A 17,745-nucleotide genomic window follows, 5' to 3' on the forward strand; every position below is an offset into this window, starting at 1 on the left:
GCTGAGTTGTCATCCCCGCCCTACGACACGATCACCTACGAGGTGGACGGGCACAAAGCCACGATCACCCTGAACCGTCCCGACGCGCTCAACGCCCTCAGCCCGCACATGGTGACCGAACTGCGGCAGGCGTATGCCGAAGCCGAAAACGACGACGCGGTCTGGATTCTCATCGTCACCGGAACCGGTCGGGCGTTCTGCACCGGCGCGGACGTCAAGGCGATCCCCGGTGACGGAAAGGTCATCAACGAGCGGCCGTACCTGTCCACCTACGAGCAATGGGAGGCGCCGCAGGAAGGCACCCCGCCGTTTCGCACCATGGCCAAACCGGTGCTTGCCGCGATCAACGGATTGTGTTGCGGGGCCGGCCTGGACTGGGTCACCACCGGCGACATCGTGATCGCGTCCGACAAGGCGACGTTCTTCGACCCGCACGTGAGCATCGGACTGGTTGCCGCACGCGAGTTGGTCCGGGTCGCCCGAGTGCTGCCCCGCTCGATAGCGCTGCGGATGGCGTTGATGGGCAAGCACGAACGGATGACGGCTCAGCGCGCGTACGAGTTCGGGATGATCAGCGAGATCGTCGAGCACGAACGCCTGTTGGAGCGCGCCCACGAGATCGCCGACACCGTCAACTTGAATGCGCCACTAGCCGTTCGGGGCACTCGACTGGCGATCGTCAAAGGGCTCGACCTGCCGCTGCACGAAGCCGAGCTGCTGGCCGAAGCGTTCCGCGAACGCAATCTGCACACCCAGGATTCGCTCGAAGGTCCCCGGGCGTTCGTCGAGAAGCGGCCACCGGAGTGGCAGTGCCGGTGACGTTCGAGACGGTGCAACTTGATGTGGGCGACGGCGACCACGTCGCCACCATCACGTTGAACCGGCCTCGGCAACTCAACGCGTTCAACCGAACGATGTGCGACGAGATGATCGAGGTATGGCGCATCGTCAAAGCGGACGACTCCGTCCACGCGGTGGTGCTGCGTGCCGCCGGCGACCGAGCTTTCAGCGCCGGTCTCGACATCACCGCGCCCTACGGCCAGCCCGAGAACATCTGGAATCACGAGGACCCCGGCGAGGCGCTCAGCCCGAAATGGCAGAAGATGTGGAAACCGGTGGTGTGCGCCGTGCAGGGCATGTGTACCGCGGGGGCGTTCTACTTCGTCAACGAATCCGACGTGGTGATCTGCTCCAGCGACGCGACGTTCTTCGACTCCCACGTCTCAGCCGGCCTGGTGTGCGCGCTGGAACCGATCGGCTTGATGCGGCGAATCGGGTTGGGTGAGACGCTGCGAATGGCGTTGATGGGCAACGACGAACGGGTGAGCGCCGACACCGCTCTGCGGATCGGCCTGGTGTCCGAGGTGGTCGCCCCGGAAGACCTGTGGTCGCGGGCGCACCAGATCGCCGCGACCATCGCCGCCAAGCCGCCGTCAGCCACTCAGGGAACCGTCAAGGCGATATGGGAGTCGCTCGACAAGCCGTATCGGGCCGCGATGGAACAGGGGCTCATCTACACCCGGCTCGGGAATCCGATCGGGACTGCCGAGCTGGCGAACGGCGGCGGGCAACGGGTGTCGGATCCGAACGTTCGATGACGTCGCATCGGCTCAGTCGGCGCATCGACGACGTGTTGCGCCTCGAACCCGGCGCACCGGCCCTGGAGTATGAGCGGCAATGGTATTCGTGGCGGCAGGTCGACGCGCTGGCCCAGCGGATTGCTGACGGCATCGGTGACGGGCAACCTCAGGTCGGCATCATGCTCCGCAATCGTCCGGCGCAGGTGGCGAGTCTGCTCGGCGTATTGCGCCGCGGCGCCACGGTCGTGGTGATCAACCCGGCCCGCGGCGGCGAGCGGATCAGAACCGACGTCGATCAGCTCGCGCTGCCGCTGATCATCGGCGAGCCGGACGACCTGGCGACGCTCGGCGAACAAGCAGCCACGACGACGGTGTCGATCTCTGATCTCGACCGCAACCCGAAAGTGGCGGCGGCCGGCCAGAATAGCGCGGCACAACCGCGGCCGGGGATCGCGGTGCGGATGCTGACCAGCGGCACCACCGGACCTCCCAAACGGGTGGACCTCAGCTACGACATGCTGGCCCACAGTGCTCTCGGACCGGACAGCACTCCCGACTCGACACCCACCGAGGTGCGTCGTGGAGTGGCGATCGTCAACTCGCCCCTGGTCCACATCGGGGGCGTATTCCGCATTTTGCAGTGCGTAGCGCAGGCGCGGCCGTTCGTGCTGCTGGAGCGCTTCGAATTGGACCGGTGGGCGGAGGCGGTGCGCGCTCATCGTCCGCGCGCGGTGTCGCTGGTGCCGACCGCTCTACGGATGGTGCTGCACTCGGACCTGTCCCGTGAGGACCTGTCCGGTATTCGCGCGGTGACGTCGGGCACCGCGCCGCTGTCGCCCGACGACTCCGACGCGTTCACCGAGAAGTTCGGAATCCCGGTTCTGACATCCTATGCCGCAACAGAGTTCGGGGGCGGGGTCGCAAGCTGGACGTTGCCCGACTACCGGGACCACTGGCGGGCCAAGCGGGGCAGTGTGGGCCGCGCCAACCCCGGGGCTCAGTTGCGCATCGTCGACGACGACGGTGTTCCGGTCGGACCCGACCACATCGGGCTGCTGGAGGTCAAGCCCGCCCAACTCGGCCCCTCGGCAGACTGGATGCGTACCACCGACGTCGGCCGCATCGATGCCGACGGATTCTTGTGGATCGTCGGCCGCGCCGATCAGGCCATCATCCGCGGGGGTTTCAAAGTGTCGCCCGACGACGTTCGCGCCGCAGTGGAGAGTCATCCAGCCGTGGCCGGCGCCGCCGTCGTGGGGAGGCCCGACCCGCGTCTCGGCGAGATACCGGTGGCGCTGGTCGAGTTACGGGTGCGACACTCGGCGAGTGCCGAACAGATCGTCGAGTATCTCCGAAACCGATTGGCACGCTACGAGATCCCCGCCAAGGTGGTGATCGTCGAGGAGATCCCGAGAACGCCCTCCGGCAAGCCCGACCTGGCCGCGGTTCGCCGGCATTTCGACGAAGCCGTGAGTCGTCATGCGGAATGAGCCGGCAACCGTCAGCCAGATACTGCGGATGCGCGCCGACGACCGAGACGATCAGCTGTTGCTGATCTGCGATTCCGAACGCCTCAGCTACGCCGAGGCGGACCGGTGTTCCGCCCTGCTGGCCCGTGGTCTCGTCGCGCTCGGCGCCGGCAAGGGCACTCACGTCGGGCTGCTCTACCCGAACGGCGTCGCCTTCGTCGTCGCCTTGCTCGCCGCTGCGCGGATCGGCGCCGTCGTCATACCCTTCTCGACCTTCGCCACCGCACCGGAACTGCTCGAGCAACTCGTCGATAGCGATGCCGAGATTCTGCTTGCAGCACCGTCGTTCAGGTCGCACGACTATGTGCAAAGGTTGGCCGAGGTGCTACCCGACTACACCTTCGAGTCCGCAGATCCATCGTTCGCGCTCGTCGCACCGCGCCTGCGGCACGTGTTCTTCGATGCCACGCCGCTGCTGGAGCGAGCCGAGACGGTCGACGAATCACTGCTGAGCGCACTGGAAGACGATGTGGCCGGCCCGGATCCGCTGACGATCGTCTACACGTCGGGTACCACGAGCGCGCCCAAGGGAGTGCTGCACACGCACGCTGCACTGATCGGCCATCAACGGAACCTCAACGAGGTCCGCAATCTCACCGCTTCGGACACCCTGTTCTGCAACTCCCCGTTCTTCTGGATCGGCGGACTGGGGTTCGCGCTACTGGCCAGCATGATCGCCGGAGCGACACTGGTGTGCTCGATCAGCGAAGATCCCGGCGCGACTCTCGATCTGCTCGAGGCCGAAAGACCCACCATTACCAACGGTTTCGTCGCGGGGATAGTCGGTCTGACCCGGCATCCGAGCTTTGCGGGCCGAGACCTGTTGTCGATGCGACGGGGCAATCTGTATCCGATCATGGATCCGGCTGCTCGACCGGTCGACCCCGAATTGCGCCACAACATGCTCGGGCTCACCGAGGCCGGCAGTGTGGTGCTGATCAGCGGTGACGAGACAGACCAGCCTGAGCGTCGGCGTGGTTCATTCGGCCGACCGGCACCGGGGTTGCAGGCCGAGATCGTCGATCCGGACACCGGGGAGCAAGTCGAAGACGGTGCCCGCGGCGAACTCTGCATTCGCGGGCCCGCCCTGATGCAACGCTATTACAAGCGCCGTGAAGAGGACTGCTTTGACCCCGACGGTTGGTTGCACACCGGCGATCTGGCGGCAGCCGACAGCGACGGTTTCGTCTACTACCTCGGCCGACGCGGTTCGATGATCAAGACAGCCGGCGCGAATGTCTCGCCCGCCGAGGTCGAGAAGGCGATCGGGTCGGTCACGGGCGGCCCGTCGTACGTATTCGGACTCCCCGACCCCGACCGCGGGCAAGTCGCGGTGGCCGTCGTCGTCGGGGCTGAACTGGACGAAGCCGAGCTGCGCGGCGAGCTGGCCACCCGACTTTCGGCCTACAAGATTCCGCGCCGTTTCGCGATCGTGCCGCCGTCTGAGGTGCCGCTGCTGGCCAGCGGCAAACCGGATCTGCCGCGCATGAAGAGCCTCTTCGATGCCTGACACGATCGACGAGCTGATTCGGTGCCGCGCGGCCGATCACTCGGCCAAGCCGATGGTGGTCGATCCCGAGCGCCGGCTCAGCTACCGCGAACTCGCAGACAGCACAACGGAACTGGCGGCGGGGCTGATCCACGCCGGCGTCGGGAAGGGCAGCCGGGTCGGGCTCATCATGCCCAACAGCGTCCGTTGGGTACAGATCGCCCTCGCGCTCACCCGAATCGGCGCTGTACTGGTTCCGTTGAGCACATTGCTGACCGGACGGGAACTGGTCGCGCAACTGCGTACCGCCTCCGTCCAGACCTTGGTCAGCGTCGAGGAGTTCCGCGGGCACCGCTATCTCGACGATCTCGCGGCCGTTCTCGGCCTGCCCGACCCCACCGGATGGCTGCTACGACCCGAACTCCCTGCGCTGCGGCGCGTCTGGAGCGCCGACGATTTGCCGACGGCGATCGACGCGGCCCTGGTCGACGCCGTCGCCGCGACGGTCACGCCCAGTGATCCGATGGTCATCATGTTCACCTCGGGCAGCGGTGGACCGCCCAAAGGCGTAGTGCATTCGCACGGGAGTGCACTGGGCGCGGTCCGGTCCGGATTGGCCAGCCGCTGCATCGATGCCGAGACGCGTCTGTATCTGCCGATGCCCTTCTTCTGGGTCGGCGGCTTCGGCGGCGGCGTGCTGTCCGCATTGGCGGCCGGCGCGACGCTGGTCACCGAAGAGCGCCCGCAACCGGAGACCACGCTGAGCCTGCTGGAACGCGAGCGAGTCACGCTGTTCCGCGGGTGGCCGGATCAGGCAGAAGCACTGGCGAAACACCCGCACCGGGGCCGGGTCGACCTGTCCGAACTACGCCCCGCGAGCCTGGCCGCGCTGTTACCGGCCGACCAGCGTGCTCAACCAGGCGCTCGGGCAACATTGTTCGGGATGACCGAGGCCTTCGGACCCTACTGCGGGTATCCGGCCGACACCGACATGCCGCGTTCGGCGTGGGGCAGCTGCGGCAAGCCCTTCCCCGGCATGGAGGTCCGTATCACCGATCCCGAAAACGGGCGGCCCGTAGCGCCGGGCAGCATCGGCACCATTCAGATCCGGGGACCGCACACACTGCGCGGAGTCTGCCGGCGCAGCCGCGAGGAGCTGTTCACCGCCGACGGCTTCTACCCCACCGGTGATCTGGGCCGGCTCGACGACAACGGATTTCTGTTCTACCACGGTCGATCCGATGACATGTTCAAAGTCAGCGGTGCAACCGTCTACCCCACCGAGGTCGAGCAGGCGCTGCGTGACATCGACGGCGTCGACAACGCATTCGTCACCAACGTCGTTGGTGCACAGGGAGATCAGGTCGGGGCCGCGGTGGTGTGCGACACCGAGGCGACCACTGTCGAGCAGCTTCGGCGATCGGCACGAGAGCTGCTGAGTTCGTTCAAGGTCCCGACCGTCTGGCTGCTACTCGACGACGACGCGATTGCACGCGGTCCGACGGGAAAGGTGGACGTCCGGCGGCTGCGAGAAATGCTGTCCGCCACATACTCACACCGAGAGCAGGAACGCGACAACAGCCAGCCAGAGCACCGGAACAGCACGGGGCATCAGGATCGGTTGTAGTCGGCCGGTGTCAGTCGCTGTCGACCACGCCGTGCTCGGCGAGGTGATCAATCAGAGGCGCAGCGCCGGCGGCCAGGTGCTCCGACATCGCCGAGCGGGCCGACTCGCTGTCGCGTCTGGCCAACGCGGCCACCACCCGGCGGTGGTCCTTGATCGACTGATCGGGCCAGCCGTCGATGATGGGAAAGACGGATTCGGGTGCGTAACGGGTGATCTGGGACATCATCTGTGCGAGCTTCGGCGATTCCGACGCGACGTTGATGGCACGGTGGAATTCGTGGTTGAGTCGAACCGTGCGCTCGACATCATTGCCCGCGTAGGCCTCTTCCAGCTGTGCCTGAATTGCCTTGAGCTCGCGTAGTTGCTCGTCGTCGATGTTGACCGCAGCCCGTGCGGCGAGCTCACCACCCACGTAGGCTTGCAGATTCGCGACGTCGGCGAGATCGCGTTTGGTGACCGGGAGCACGACGAAGCCACGGCGGGGTTGCTGCGCCAGCAGTCCCTCAGAACGCAATTCGAAGAGAGCTTCCCGCACCGGGGTCACACTGATTCCCAGTTCGGCGGCAAGCTGCTCGAGCCGGACGTACTCTCCGGCCGAGTAGGTGCCGTCGAAGATCCGTTTACGGACATAGCGCGCAACATCTTCCGACAGCTGAGGTCGCGCGGCGAAATCCGGTGCGCTCACGGTCAAATCCGGTACTCGGCGAGCAGTCGCTTGCTGATGATCGACTTCTGGATCTCGCTGGTGCCCTCGCCGATGAGCAGGAACGGCGCGTCACGCATCAGCCGCTCGATCTCGTATTCCTTGGAGTAGCCGTACCCGCCGTGGATCCGGAAACTCTGCTGCGTCACTTCGGCGCAGTACTCGCTGGCCAGGTACTTCGCCATACCCGCCGCAACATCGTTGCGCTCACCGGAATCCTTCAGCCGGGCTGCGTTGACCATCATCAGGTGGGCGGCCTCGACTTTGGTTGCCATCTCGGCGATTTGAAACGCGATGGCCTGGTGTTCGGCGATCGGCTTGCCGAACGTGTGCCGTTGCTGCGCGTACCGTGCGGCGAGTTCGAACGCGCGGATGGCCACTCCGACCGCCCTGGCCGAGACGTTGACCCGGCCGACTTCGATGCCGTCCATCATCTGAAAGAAACCCTGGCCGGGAGCTCCGCCCAGGATGTCGTCGGCATTCGCCGCGTAACCGTCGAAGATCAACTCGGTGGTGTCAATCCCCTTGTAGCCGAGTTTGTCGATCTTGCCCGGGATCAGCAGTCCGGGCTTGACTTCGCCGAACCCGGTCGGCTTCTCGATGAGAAACGCAGTCAGGTTGCGGTGCGGCGCTTCTGCGCCCTCGTCGGTGCGGACCAGCACCGCCACCAAGCTCGAGCTGGCGCCGTTGGTCAGCCACATCTTCTGGCCGTGGATCGTGTAATCGCCGTCGTCGCCCCGGGTGGCGCGGGTGCGGATCGCGGCGACGTCGGACCCCAGTTCCGGCTCCGACATCGAGAACGATCCGCGGATCTCACCGGTCGCCATGCGCGGCAGGAACCGTTGCTTCTGCTCGTCGGTTCCGTGCTGGCGCAACATGTAGGCGACGATGAAGTGGGTGTTGAGCACCCCGGACACACTCATCCAGCCGCGGCCCAGTTCTTCGATGCACAGGGCGTAGGTCAGCAGCGACTCGCCCAGTCCGCCGTACTCCTGCGGGATCATCAACCCGAACAAACCCATCTCCCGCATCTGGTCGACGATCGCCTGCGGATAGGTGTCGGTGCGCTCCAGTTCCGGCGCGTTCGGGATGACTTCCTTCTCGACGAATTGTCGTACAGTGGCAATGATTTCGTTCTGGACATCGGTCAATCCGAGCGTCTGGGCGAGTTTGGTCATGAGGGACCTTTCAGTTTTCTGTCAGAGATCGTGCTCGAATCGGTCAGGCGGGCCACATCGGCCGCACTCAGCCCCAACGTCTCGGTGAGGACGTCGGCGGTGTCGCTGCCGAGCCGGGGTGCGGGCGTGGCCGCGAAGTGACTGCCGTCGAAAACGGTCGGCATGCCGGGTGCCAGATACTCACCCAGGCCGTCCTGATGCAGCCGAGAGAACAACGGATTGTTGGTCACTCGCTCGTCGGCAGCGGTCTCCGCGAAACTCCGGTAGCGCTCGAACAACACGCTGGTCGCCGACAGGGCCTGGGTGATCTCGGCGGCCGTGTGGTCGGCAAACCACGTCGAGAACAATCCGCTCAGCACCGCGCGGTACCGGTAGCGCACCCCCTCGTCGCCGAAGTCGGCGGATAGCGAATCAGACAGGGCAGCAACGGCTTTACCCGAACCGGTGACCTCGACGAGGTCGCGAAAGTGCCGCTTCGTCAACGTCACCACCATGAACGCGGCGCCGTCAGCGCTGGTGAAATCCTGACCGTACTGCCCATAGATGGCGTTGCCGAGGCGTTCGCGTTCGGCGCCGTTGATCTGAGGTTCGGTGAGCAGTCCCAAGTTGCCGGCGGTGGCCAGGGCGACGTCCTCCAGCGGCAGGCTGATCTGCGCGCCGGCACCGGTCTGGTCGCGACGACGCACCGCCGCGACGACGGCGAGCGCGGCGTAGAGACCGCAGCAGACGTCCCAGGCCGGCAGGACATGGTTGATCGGCCCGGCGTGGTCGACCGGGCCGGTGACCAAGGGAAACCCAGTCGCCGCGTTGACCGTGTAATCGACCCCGGTGGAGCCGTCGTGGCGGCCGAGCACCTGGAGGTGGATCACGTCGGGACGCCTGGCGGCGAACGTGTCGTAGGACAACCAGGACAATCCGGCGGCGTTGGTCACCACGATGCCGTCGCCCTCGACGATCAACCGCTGTACCAGCTCCTGACCCTCTGCGGAGCGCAGATCGATGGTGGCCGAACGCTTTCCCTTGTTCAGGCCGGTCCAGTAAATCGATGTGCCGTCCGGGCTGAGCGGCCACCGGTTGGAATCCGACGCGCCGCCGATGGGGTCGACCCGGATCACCGTCGCGCCGAGTTGACTCAGCGTCATACCGGACAAGGGTGCCGCGACGAAGCTGGACACCTCGACGATGGTGAGATCGGCCAGCGGCGCGGTCACCGCGGCTCGACCCGCTCGAAAATCGCCGCGAGACCCTGCCCGCCGCCGATGCACATGGTCTCCAGGCCGTAGCGCGCCTGGCGCCGCTGGAGTTCGCGGGCCAAAGTGGCCAGCATCCGGCCGCCGGTGGCACCGACCGGGTGGCCCAGCGAGATTCCCGAACCGTGCACGTTGGTCCGCTCGAGGTCTGCCGAGCCAAAGTCCCACGCCCGCATGACGGCAAGCGCTTGGGCGGCGAACGCTTCGTTGAGCTCGATGAGGTCGATGTCGCTGAGTTGCAGGCCGGCTTTGGCGAGCGCACGTTCGGTGGCCGGCACCGGCCCGATCCCCATCACGTTGGGCGGCACCCCGGCGCCGGCCCAGGACACCAGACGCACCAGCGGCGTGAGTCCGAGTTCGGCTGCCCGCTCCGGAGTGGTCACCAGGCACATCGACGCCGCGTCATTCTGCCCGCTGGAATTGCCGGCCGTCACCGTTGCGTCTGGATCAGACTTCAGCAGAACGGGTTTGAGCTTGCCCAGCGATTCGGCCGTGGTGTCGGCGCGCGGGTGCTCGTCAGTGTCGATCACGTCCTCGCCGCGGCGACTGCGGACGGTGACCGGGATGATCTCCTCGGCGAGGATGCCGTCCTTCTGTGCGGCCACCGCGCGCTGGTGCGACGTCACCGCGAGTTCATCCTGTTCCTGACGGGAGATGTCGTATTGGCGGCGCAGGTTCTCGGCGGTTTCCAGCATCCCGCCGGGCACCGGATAGTGGCGTCCACCGGCGGTGGTCCGGCCGCGAGCCAGCCCGTCGTGAACCTGTACACCGCCGCGGGCACCTCCCCAGCGCATGTCGGTGGAGTAGAACGCGACGTTGCTCATACTTTCGGCGCCACCGGCCACCACGAGATCGTTGTCGCCGGACTGGATTTGCAGGCACGCCTGGATGACCGCCTGCAGGCCCGATCCGCAGCGCCGGTCGACCTGCATGCCGGGAACCGTCACCGGCAGGCCCGCATCGAGCGCGACGACCCGTCCGATCGCCGGGGCCTCGCTGCTCGGGTAGCAGTGGCCGAGGATGACATCCTGCACCGCCTCGGGCGCAACGCCGGTTCGTTCGAGCAGTCCGGTGAGGGCGGCGACGCCGAGGTCGACGGCGGTCTGCGAGGAGAACATTCCGCCGTACCGCCCGATCGGCGTGCGCACGGGCTCACAGATCACCGCTTCGCGGACGCTCACAGATGCCTGCCGCCGGTCACCTCGAGCACGGTTCCCGTCATGTACGACGAGAGGTCGCTCGCGAGGAACAGCGCGACCTTGGCGACCTCTTCGGGTTCGCCGGCCCGCCCCATCGGAATCTCGGCCAGCTTCTCATCCCAAATGCGTTGTGGCATGGCCTCGGTCATCGCGGACCTGATCAGCCCGGGCTGGATCGCGTTGACCCGCACACCCAGATGCGCAAGCTCCTTGGAGGCCGCCTTCGTCATGCCGACGATGCCGGCTTTGGCCGCCGAATAATTGGTCTGGCCGATCATGCCGACCTTCCCCGAGATCGACGACATGTTGACGATGGCCCCACTCTTGTTCTCCCGCATGATCGCCGCGGCTTTGCGCAACCCGTTCCAGGTTCCCTTCAAGTGCACGGCGATCACCTGGTCGAACTGGTCTTCGGTCATCTTCCGCATGGTCGCGTCGCGAGTGATGCCGGCGTTGTTGATCATGATGTCGAGCGAGCCGAAGCTGTCCACCGCGGCAGCCAGCAAGGTGTCGACGTCGTCACCGGAGGTGACGTCGCAGCGCACCGCCAGTGCGACGGTGTCGCCACCCAAGTCGGCGGCCGCCTTCTGCGTCGCCTCGAGATTGAGGTCGCCGAGTACCACCCGCGCACCTTCGTCCACGAACCGCTGCGCGATGGCCAGGCCGAGACCCTGGGCTCCCCCCGTGACGACTGCAGTCTTACCGCTCAACAACGACACACGATCACCGTCTTTCTGTCGGGTCCTCGGCGACCGGGCGCCGGGCATCATCAAACATCATATTTCATATATGATCGTGCCCGGATGGCGACCGGCGGGGTCCCGGCACCGCAGCGTTCGGGCCTGTCCGCCCCCATCGAACCGCTGAAGAAGGAGTGTTGATCCATGCCCACCGCGGCCGTCGACGACGACGATTTCCAGCAGATCCTGGCGGCGACCCGCCAATTCGTCCGCACCGCGGTGGTTCCCCGCGAGCAGGAGATTCTGGCCGAGGACCGAGTGCCGGACGACCTTCGCCAGCAGGCCAAGGACATGGGCCTGTTCGGCTACGCGATTCCGCAGGAGTGGGGCGGGCTCGGGCTCGACATCACCCAGGACATCGAATTGGCGATGGAGCTCGGCTACACCTCGCTGGCACTGCGCTCGATGTTCGGCACCAACAACGGCATCGCCGGCCAGGTCCTGGTCGGCTTCGGCACCGACGAGCAGAAGGCCACCTGGCTGGAGGCGCTGGCCTCGGGCAAGGTCGCCTCGTTCGCGCTGACCGAGCCCGGCGCCGGATCGAACCCGGCGGGCCTGCGCACCAAGGCCGTCGATGACAACGGCGACTGGGTGATCACCGGCGAGAAGCAGTACATCACCAACGCCCCCGTCGCCGACCTGTTCGTGGTCTTCGCGCGCACCCGCCCGGCCGACGACGCGGGACCCGGCATCGCGGTCTTTCTGGTGCCCGCGGACGCGGACGGTGTCGAGGTCGGGCCGAAAGACGCCAAGATGGGGCAAGAGGGCGCCTGGACCGCCGACGTCCGCTTCACCGATGTGCGGGTGCCGGCCTCCGCGCTGATCGGTGGCAGCGAGGACATCGGCTACCGGGCGGCGATGACATCGCTTGCGCGCGGCCGGATTCACATCGCGGCGCTGGCGGTGGGTGCCGCCCAGCGCGCTCTCGACGAGTCCGTCGCGTACGCCGCCTCCGCCACCCAGGGCGGCAATCCGATCGGGAGCTTTCAGCTCGTGCAGGCGATGCTGGCCGACCAGCAGACCGGGGTGATGGCCGGCCGCGCCCTGGTTCGCGATGCCGCCCGGATGTGGCTACACGACGAGGATCGGCGGATCGCCCCCTCGGCGGCCAAAGTGTTCTGCACCGAAATGGCCGGCAAGGTCGCCGATCTCGCGGTGCAGATCCACGGTGGCAGCGGCTACATGCGTGACGTGCCGGTGGAGCGCATCTACCGCGACGTGCGGCTGCTGCGACTGTACGAGGGCACCAGCGAGATCCAGCGACTCATCATCGGTGGAAACCTGGTCAAGGCGGCCCAGCGCAAGCAGTGACGGGCGGCTTCGCCGGCTTGGCGTTGACGTGTCGCCACCAGCAGTACACGTAGAGCGCCATGGAAATGACCAGGACGACGATCACCCACAGCACGACGGTGACGTCGACCCAGAAGCCGATCGGTGGCGCGTCGGGAAGTGCGTTTCGCAGTGGCACCACCGAAAAGAGCAGCGCGGCATACCACGTCGTCATCGGCGGGAAGAATTCGCGTTTGAACGCCACCGTTTGGACCGCGACGAACAAGGCCAATCCGGCGAGTGTCACCAGCACCGCGAGGATGATCGCCGCGAACGCCGCGGTGCTCGGCGATCGGTGTAGCACCACCTGATACGGCGTCGGGGTCGCGCGGTCGCCGGCATTCACGACGTCGACCTTCCATCCCGGAATCCGGTCGAAGACCGTCACCGACGCACGTTCGGGCTTCTTACGGCCGTGAAACAACTCCACGGTGACAGACCCGGTCTCATAGCGGTCGAACGGCCAGCTCGACGGATCCCCGGTCACCGTCAGCTGAACCGGAAACACCCCGGGAACAACGTCTTTCAACCACGTCCGTTTGGTCGGCACCACGGCGGATGCGACCGCGACGCTGAGGTCTTCCTTGAGCCCGTGGGTTTCCGGATCCAGCAGGGACGGGCCCGGGATGACCGTGAGGTTGACGGTCAGTACCCCTTTGACCGGCGCCAGCTCCTCGACATCGCAGACGACGGTGGTTCCATCGACCGTCGGCTGACCGTGGGCGACCTCGTGCGGCCGCCCCATGCCGGTGTGGCTGTACAGGACGATCGTGGCGACGTACGCCGCGACGAATAACACGACGGCAGCAATGGCCCCCTTTTTCACGGCGGAATTCTCGCACGCCGCCGCGACCGAAGGCGGTCGTACCGCCGGGGCTAGTATCGACGGAGTTACAGTGACCTTTACGATATGGAGCGCTCATGACCGGTCGGCTCGCGGACAAGGTCGCATTCATCACCGGTGCGGCGCGGGGACAGGGTCGCGCGCACGCCGTGCGACTGGCCCGCGAAGGCGCCGACATCATCGCCGTCGACGTCGCCGGAAAGCTCCCATCCTGCGTGCCCTACGACTCGGCGACGCCCGAAGACCTCGCCGAGACCAGCCGGCTGGTCGAAGCCACCGGTCGTCGAATCATCGCCTCGGCGATCGACGTCCGGGATTTCGACGGCATGTGCGACACCGTCAGCAGCGCGGTCGCCACCCTCGGCCGGCTCGACGTCATCGTCGCCAACGCCGGCATCGCGGCGCCGCAGGTGTGGAACGAGATCACGCCCGAATCGTTCCGTGATGTGCTGGACATCAACGTGACTGGCGTCTGGAACACCGTGATGGCCGGCGCTCAGCACATTGTCGACGGCGGCCGTGGGGGGTCGATCATCCTGATCAGCTCGGCGGCCGGCCTCAAGATGCAGCCGTTCATGGTGCACTACACCGCCAGCAAGCACGCCGTCACCGGCATGGCCCGCGCGTTCGCCGCCGAGCTCGGCCGGCACGCGATCCGGGTGAACAGCGTGCACCCCGGTCCGGTGAACACCCCGATGGGAAGCGGCGAGATGGCTGCCAAGATAGCGAGCGCGAACGAGACCGTTCCGACGATGGCCAACGTGCTGACGCCGTTCCTGCCCGACTGGGTATCGGAGCCCGAAGACATCGCCGACGCGGTCTGCTGGCTGGCCAGCGACGAGTCGCGGCTCGTCACGGCGGCGGCGGTGCCGATCGATCAGGGCTCGACGCAGTACTAGGAGCCGTTGCGCGCCAAGACTCTTGCGATGAACGCCGCCTGATGGTCGACGACTTTGTCGAACCACTCCTGACCGGGCCACACGTCGAAATGGTCGCAGGGGTAGTGGTGGACTTCGGCCCTACCCCGCACGGCGACTTTGACGATCGACTCGGCCGGCACGAACCGGTCGAAGTCGGCGATCTGGACCAGCAGTGGGCAGCGCAGTTTCGCCGCCGCGCCGGACGATCGCACCTTTGCCAGCTGTAGTCCGACACCGGCGTCGATTTCGTTGCGCCAGGTCGGACCCGCCATCGACAAATAGTTCTCGTAGGCGCCCGGGAGCGTCAGCGCACCCGGCTCGCCTGGGCGGCCGACCACCGGCATGTAGGTGGCGCTGCCACCCATCGCGGCGGCGACACGTCCCTTCACACCGGCTGCCGTCCAACGCATTCCGGACACCAGATCGCGCTGCGTGACTGCCAGACGGCCGGTGGCCAGCCCACTGGTCAGCGGCGTCAGCGCGATGACGGCGGCGACGCCGTGGTCGTCGGCGGCCACCCGCAGCACATGACCGCCGGAGAACGAGACGCCCCACAGCACCACCTTGTCGGGATCGACGTCGGCCAGTCCCCGCGCGGCCGATACCGCGGCGCGATAGTCGTCCAATTGCCCTGCGACCGAGACTGTTTGGCGCGGCACGCCGCCAGACGCCCCGAAACCGCGGTAGTCGAATGCCAGCACGTCCACACCGGCGCCGCTGAGTCGTCGCGCGAACGACTCGAGTCCGGAGTCTTTGGTGCCCGCGATACCGTGTGCCATCACCACGATCGGGCGACCACGGGCCCCGCTGAAGCGATCACCCTCACCACGGAAATGCCATGCATCGCAGGTGGTGTCGCCCGATCGAAAGGTCACTTGGTGGTGCGTCATGCCAGTGCCGACTGGACCGCTCGCGACGCGGCCCGCTTGACGCCGGCGGGCAGTTCCCGCGTCCGGATGTCGTGTTCGTAGTAGAAATAGTCGACCTGTTGCGTGTGGCGTGGCCGATCGGTGCAGTGTCCGACGTACATCTGCTGGTCGGCATCGATCACGCGTTCCATCTCCACCGCCGTCGGCAGTGCGTAGCGCCCGACCGCATACGCCGCCAGCAGCCGCGACTGACACTCGACGAACGGGAAAAGTGTCGGCACGGCTTGCGCGAAGCCGATGAAGGCCAGATCCTCGAGACCAGGTTTGAACATGCGCTTGTAGAGCCGAATCTGGTTGTCCGGCGCGCTGATCAGACCGGGGTCGAAGAACGGAAAGGTGATGTTGTAACCGGTGGCGTAGACGATCGCGTCGAATTCGTCGCTGGTGCCGTCCTCGAAGTGGACCACGTTGCCGTCGAGCCGGGACACATTCGGTTTGGGAACCACATCACCCGACCCGAGCCGCAGCGGCAACTCCACCGACTGCGTCGGGTGGGCCTCGAAGATCTTGTGGTTGGGCGCGGGCAAGCCGTACAGCGTGGGGTCGGTGCCCATCAACGGCATCACCGCCTGAATCGCCTTGCGCTGCCAGGACAACGGGAGATGGGGCGACGTCCTGAAAAATTTGTCACCGGGCCGACCGGCGATGTACTTCGGAACGATCCACGCGCTCGATCGGGTCGACAGTGTCACCCGATTCTGCAACGCGCGCGAGGACAGCTCCACGGTGATGTCAGCGGCGCTGTTCCCCAAGCCAACCACAAGGATTCGCTTGCCGGTCAAATCCAGCGGCGTCTGCGGATCGATGTAATGGTGCGAATGGAGCACCTCACCGTCGAAGCTGCCGGGAAAGTCCGGCCATCGGGCGTCCCAGTGATGACCGTTGGCGACCACGAGCAGATCGAACTCCCGGGTGGCGCCGGCCTGGTCCTCGATGAGCCAGCCGCCACCGTCGTTTCGGTGCGCCCGGGTGACGCCGTTGGTGAACTCGATGTTCTCCAACAGGCCGAACGTATCGGCGTAGGCGTCGAGGTAGGCCTTGATGTCCGAGTGATGCGGGAAGGCGGGGAAGTGGTCCGGGACGGGAAAGTCCTTGAACGACAACCGATGCTTGGACGTGTCGATGTGCAGCGAACGGTACGCGCTGCTGTGTCCGTTGGGATTGCCGAACGCCCAGTTGCCGCCGATCCGGTCGGATGTCTCGAACGTGGTGTAGGGCACGTCGTAGTCGTTGAGCATCTTGCCGGCGGTCAATCCGCTGATACCGGCGCCGATCACGGCGGTGCGCGGCCTGCTGGTCATGGCGACGACGCCTGCCCGGCGGCGTATTGCCCGACCAGCTCCAGCGAGCCCAGTTCGCGGATTGCCTGGCAGCCACGCGCCAGCATGGTGAGCATCATGTCGTCTCCGCGATCGGTGGCGGTGGCGAACGCGAAACCCAGCGCTGAGATCAACACCGTCTGCGTCATACCGAGTCGGTAATCCTGCCAACAGGTTTCGCGATCGTAGCCGCTGACGCCGTAGCCTTGCAGCGCTCGGTGGTAGTCGTCGACGAGGTCCTTCTCGATCGCAGCACGCAGCTCGGGCTTGAGGCTGGTCGCGGTGAAGTACGCGAGGTCGCGGGCCGGCAGGCCAACGCCCAGCGTCTGCCAGTCCACCACCGTCACCCCGGTTCCGCCGGGAAAGAACAGCAGGTTGTCGAGGCGGTAGTCACCGTGGAGCAGCGCAAAGCGGTCCCGCTCGGCCAGCAACCAGGGCGCCACCAAATCCATTGCTGCCGAGAAGGTTTCCCGGTCGGCGGCACTCATCCGGTCGCCGAGCTTGTCCAGCGTGATCTCGGCACTCATCCGCGCCACCTCGCCCAACCCGTTGGCCGACGCCTCGTCGGGCCGCGCGAACGCGATGCCGGGGAAATCCAGCCACACCGGATCGCACCAACTCGGCCCGTGCAGCCCGGCCAGTGCCGTCACGGCCAGCCGCGCCTCGCGCTCCGCGCATCCCGCGATCTGGTCGCCCTGGGTCGCGGGCGCCTGGTCGGCCAGCAGCAACGCGTAGTCCAGTGCGTCGTCGCTGATCTCACAGTAGAAGCACTCTGGTGTCGGGACTTCCACCTGATCGACGACTCCGGTGTAGAAGGCGCATTCGCTGCGGTAGCCGATGGTCACCCGGTCGCGCACGGCGTCGTCCTGGGCGGGCAGCTTGATCACGAAGGTGTCGGGCAGACTGCTCTCCCCCGCGTAGGTCACCGCTACCCGGTACGTCGCTCCGGTCTGACCCGTGCCGATGGCCGTGACGTCCACCGCGGACAGCGGGACCGGTGTGTCGTCACCCAGGACGGCGGAAAGCCATTCGGCGGTGACGTCGTCCGGATATCGGGGAATCGGCATGGCGATACTGTAAGCCATTCGGCACGGCCACCGATCCGGGTT

General features: G+C 66.4%; 16 protein-coding genes. 7 read left to right on the forward strand and 9 right to left on the reverse strand.

The window, feature by feature from the left end; translation table 11 throughout:
* Nucleotides 1-6: 6 nt before the first annotated feature.
* From ACZYW1_RS22925 to ACZYW1_RS22945, 5 genes are read left to right on the forward strand one after another with little or no spacing between them, the layout of a single operon-like run.
* Complete coding sequence (locus ACZYW1_RS22925) at nt 7-819, forward strand: enoyl-CoA hydratase/isomerase family protein (protein ID WP_463788739.1); 813 nt, start codon at nt 7-9, stop codon at nt 817-819.
* Nucleotides 816-1,598: an enoyl-CoA hydratase/isomerase family protein gene (locus tag ACZYW1_RS22930; protein WP_463788740.1), complete on the forward strand. Its 783-nt coding sequence runs from the start codon at nt 816-818 to the stop codon at nt 1,596-1,598. The genes ACZYW1_RS22925 and ACZYW1_RS22930 overlap by 4 nt, the downstream gene beginning before the upstream one ends.
* Nucleotides 1,595-3,070, forward strand: coding sequence for a class I adenylate-forming enzyme family protein (locus ACZYW1_RS22935; protein ID WP_463788742.1), 1,476 nt, complete (start codon nt 1,595-1,597; stop codon nt 3,068-3,070). The genes ACZYW1_RS22930 and ACZYW1_RS22935 overlap by 4 nt, the downstream gene beginning before the upstream one ends.
* Nucleotides 3,060-4,619, forward strand: a complete 1,560-nt coding sequence (locus ACZYW1_RS22940; RefSeq protein ID WP_463788743.1) for a class I adenylate-forming enzyme family protein — start codon at nt 3,060-3,062, stop codon at nt 4,617-4,619. The genes ACZYW1_RS22935 and ACZYW1_RS22940 overlap by 11 nt, the downstream gene beginning before the upstream one ends.
* The gene (locus tag ACZYW1_RS22945) at nt 4,612-6,225 is read left to right on the forward strand and encodes a class I adenylate-forming enzyme family protein (protein ID WP_463788744.1); all 1,614 of its coding nucleotides are present in this window, start codon (nt 4,612-4,614) and stop codon (nt 6,223-6,225) included. The genes ACZYW1_RS22940 and ACZYW1_RS22945 overlap by 8 nt, the downstream gene beginning before the upstream one ends.
* A gap of 10 nt (nt 6,226-6,235) precedes the next feature.
* Here ACZYW1_RS22945 and ACZYW1_RS22950 read toward each other — a convergent pair whose 3' ends face one another.
* The 5 genes from ACZYW1_RS22950 to fabG are packed head-to-tail and all read right to left on the reverse strand — an operon-like array spanning nt 6,236 to nt 11,322.
* Nucleotides 6,236-6,910, reverse strand: coding sequence for a GntR family transcriptional regulator (locus tag ACZYW1_RS22950; RefSeq protein WP_463788745.1), 675 nt, complete (start codon nt 6,908-6,910; stop codon nt 6,236-6,238).
* A 2-nt stretch (nt 6,911-6,912) separates the two neighbouring features.
* Entirely contained in the window at nt 6,913-8,106 is a 1,194-nt protein-coding gene (locus ACZYW1_RS22955) for an acyl-CoA dehydrogenase family protein (protein ID WP_463788746.1), read from the reverse strand.
* Nucleotides 8,103-9,317, reverse strand: a complete 1,215-nt coding sequence (locus ACZYW1_RS22960) for a CoA transferase (RefSeq protein WP_463788747.1) — start codon at nt 9,315-9,317, stop codon at nt 8,103-8,105. The genes ACZYW1_RS22955 and ACZYW1_RS22960 overlap by 4 nt, the downstream gene beginning before the upstream one ends.
* Complete coding sequence (locus ACZYW1_RS22965; RefSeq protein ID WP_463788748.1) at nt 9,314-10,537, reverse strand: acetyl-CoA C-acetyltransferase; 1,224 nt, start codon at nt 10,535-10,537, stop codon at nt 9,314-9,316. Before ACZYW1_RS22965 ends, ACZYW1_RS22960 begins: the two co-directional genes overlap by 4 nt.
* Nucleotides 10,534-11,322, reverse strand: a complete 789-nt coding sequence (gene fabG, locus ACZYW1_RS22970) for a 3-oxoacyl-ACP reductase FabG (RefSeq protein WP_463788749.1) — start codon at nt 11,320-11,322, stop codon at nt 10,534-10,536. The genes ACZYW1_RS22965 and fabG overlap by 4 nt, the downstream gene beginning before the upstream one ends.
* Before the next feature lie 117 nt (nt 11,323-11,439).
* Between fabG and ACZYW1_RS22975 the strand changes: the two genes are divergently transcribed.
* Nucleotides 11,440-12,606, forward strand: coding sequence for an acyl-CoA dehydrogenase family protein (locus tag ACZYW1_RS22975; RefSeq protein ID WP_463788750.1), 1,167 nt, complete (start codon nt 11,440-11,442; stop codon nt 12,604-12,606).
* On the opposite strand, the gene ACZYW1_RS22980 is transcribed toward ACZYW1_RS22975, so the two are convergent.
* Entirely contained in the window at nt 12,581-13,450 is an 870-nt protein-coding gene (locus tag ACZYW1_RS22980) for a DUF4436 domain-containing protein (protein WP_463788751.1), read from the reverse strand. The genes ACZYW1_RS22975 and ACZYW1_RS22980 overlap by 26 nt on opposite strands.
* 95 nt (nt 13,451-13,545) lie before the next feature.
* On the opposite strand from ACZYW1_RS22980, the gene ACZYW1_RS22985 reads away from it, so the two are divergent.
* Nucleotides 13,546-14,367: a mycofactocin-coupled SDR family oxidoreductase gene (locus ACZYW1_RS22985; protein ID WP_463788752.1), complete on the forward strand. Its 822-nt coding sequence runs from the start codon at nt 13,546-13,548 to the stop codon at nt 14,365-14,367.
* Here ACZYW1_RS22985 and ACZYW1_RS22990 read toward each other — a convergent pair.
* Genes ACZYW1_RS22990 through ACZYW1_RS23000 form a run of 3 tightly spaced genes read right to left on the reverse strand, consistent with a single transcriptional unit; the run spans nt 14,364 to nt 17,703 of the window.
* On the reverse strand, nt 14,364-15,278 hold the full coding sequence (locus tag ACZYW1_RS22990; protein WP_463788753.1) for an alpha/beta hydrolase: 915 nt from the start codon (nt 15,276-15,278) through the stop codon (nt 14,364-14,366). The genes ACZYW1_RS22985 and ACZYW1_RS22990 overlap by 4 nt on opposite strands.
* Nucleotides 15,275-16,618: a flavin-containing monooxygenase gene (locus tag ACZYW1_RS22995; RefSeq protein WP_463788754.1), complete on the reverse strand. Its 1,344-nt coding sequence runs from the start codon at nt 16,616-16,618 to the stop codon at nt 15,275-15,277. Before ACZYW1_RS22995 ends, ACZYW1_RS22990 begins: the two co-directional genes overlap by 4 nt.
* Complete coding sequence (locus ACZYW1_RS23000) at nt 16,615-17,703, reverse strand: phosphotransferase family protein (RefSeq protein WP_463788755.1); 1,089 nt, start codon at nt 17,701-17,703, stop codon at nt 16,615-16,617. The genes ACZYW1_RS22995 and ACZYW1_RS23000 overlap by 4 nt, the downstream gene beginning before the upstream one ends.
* Between the last annotated feature and the right edge of the window lie 42 nt (nt 17,704-17,745).

Source organism: Mycobacterium sp. IDUB_36 (assembly GCF_055419225.1).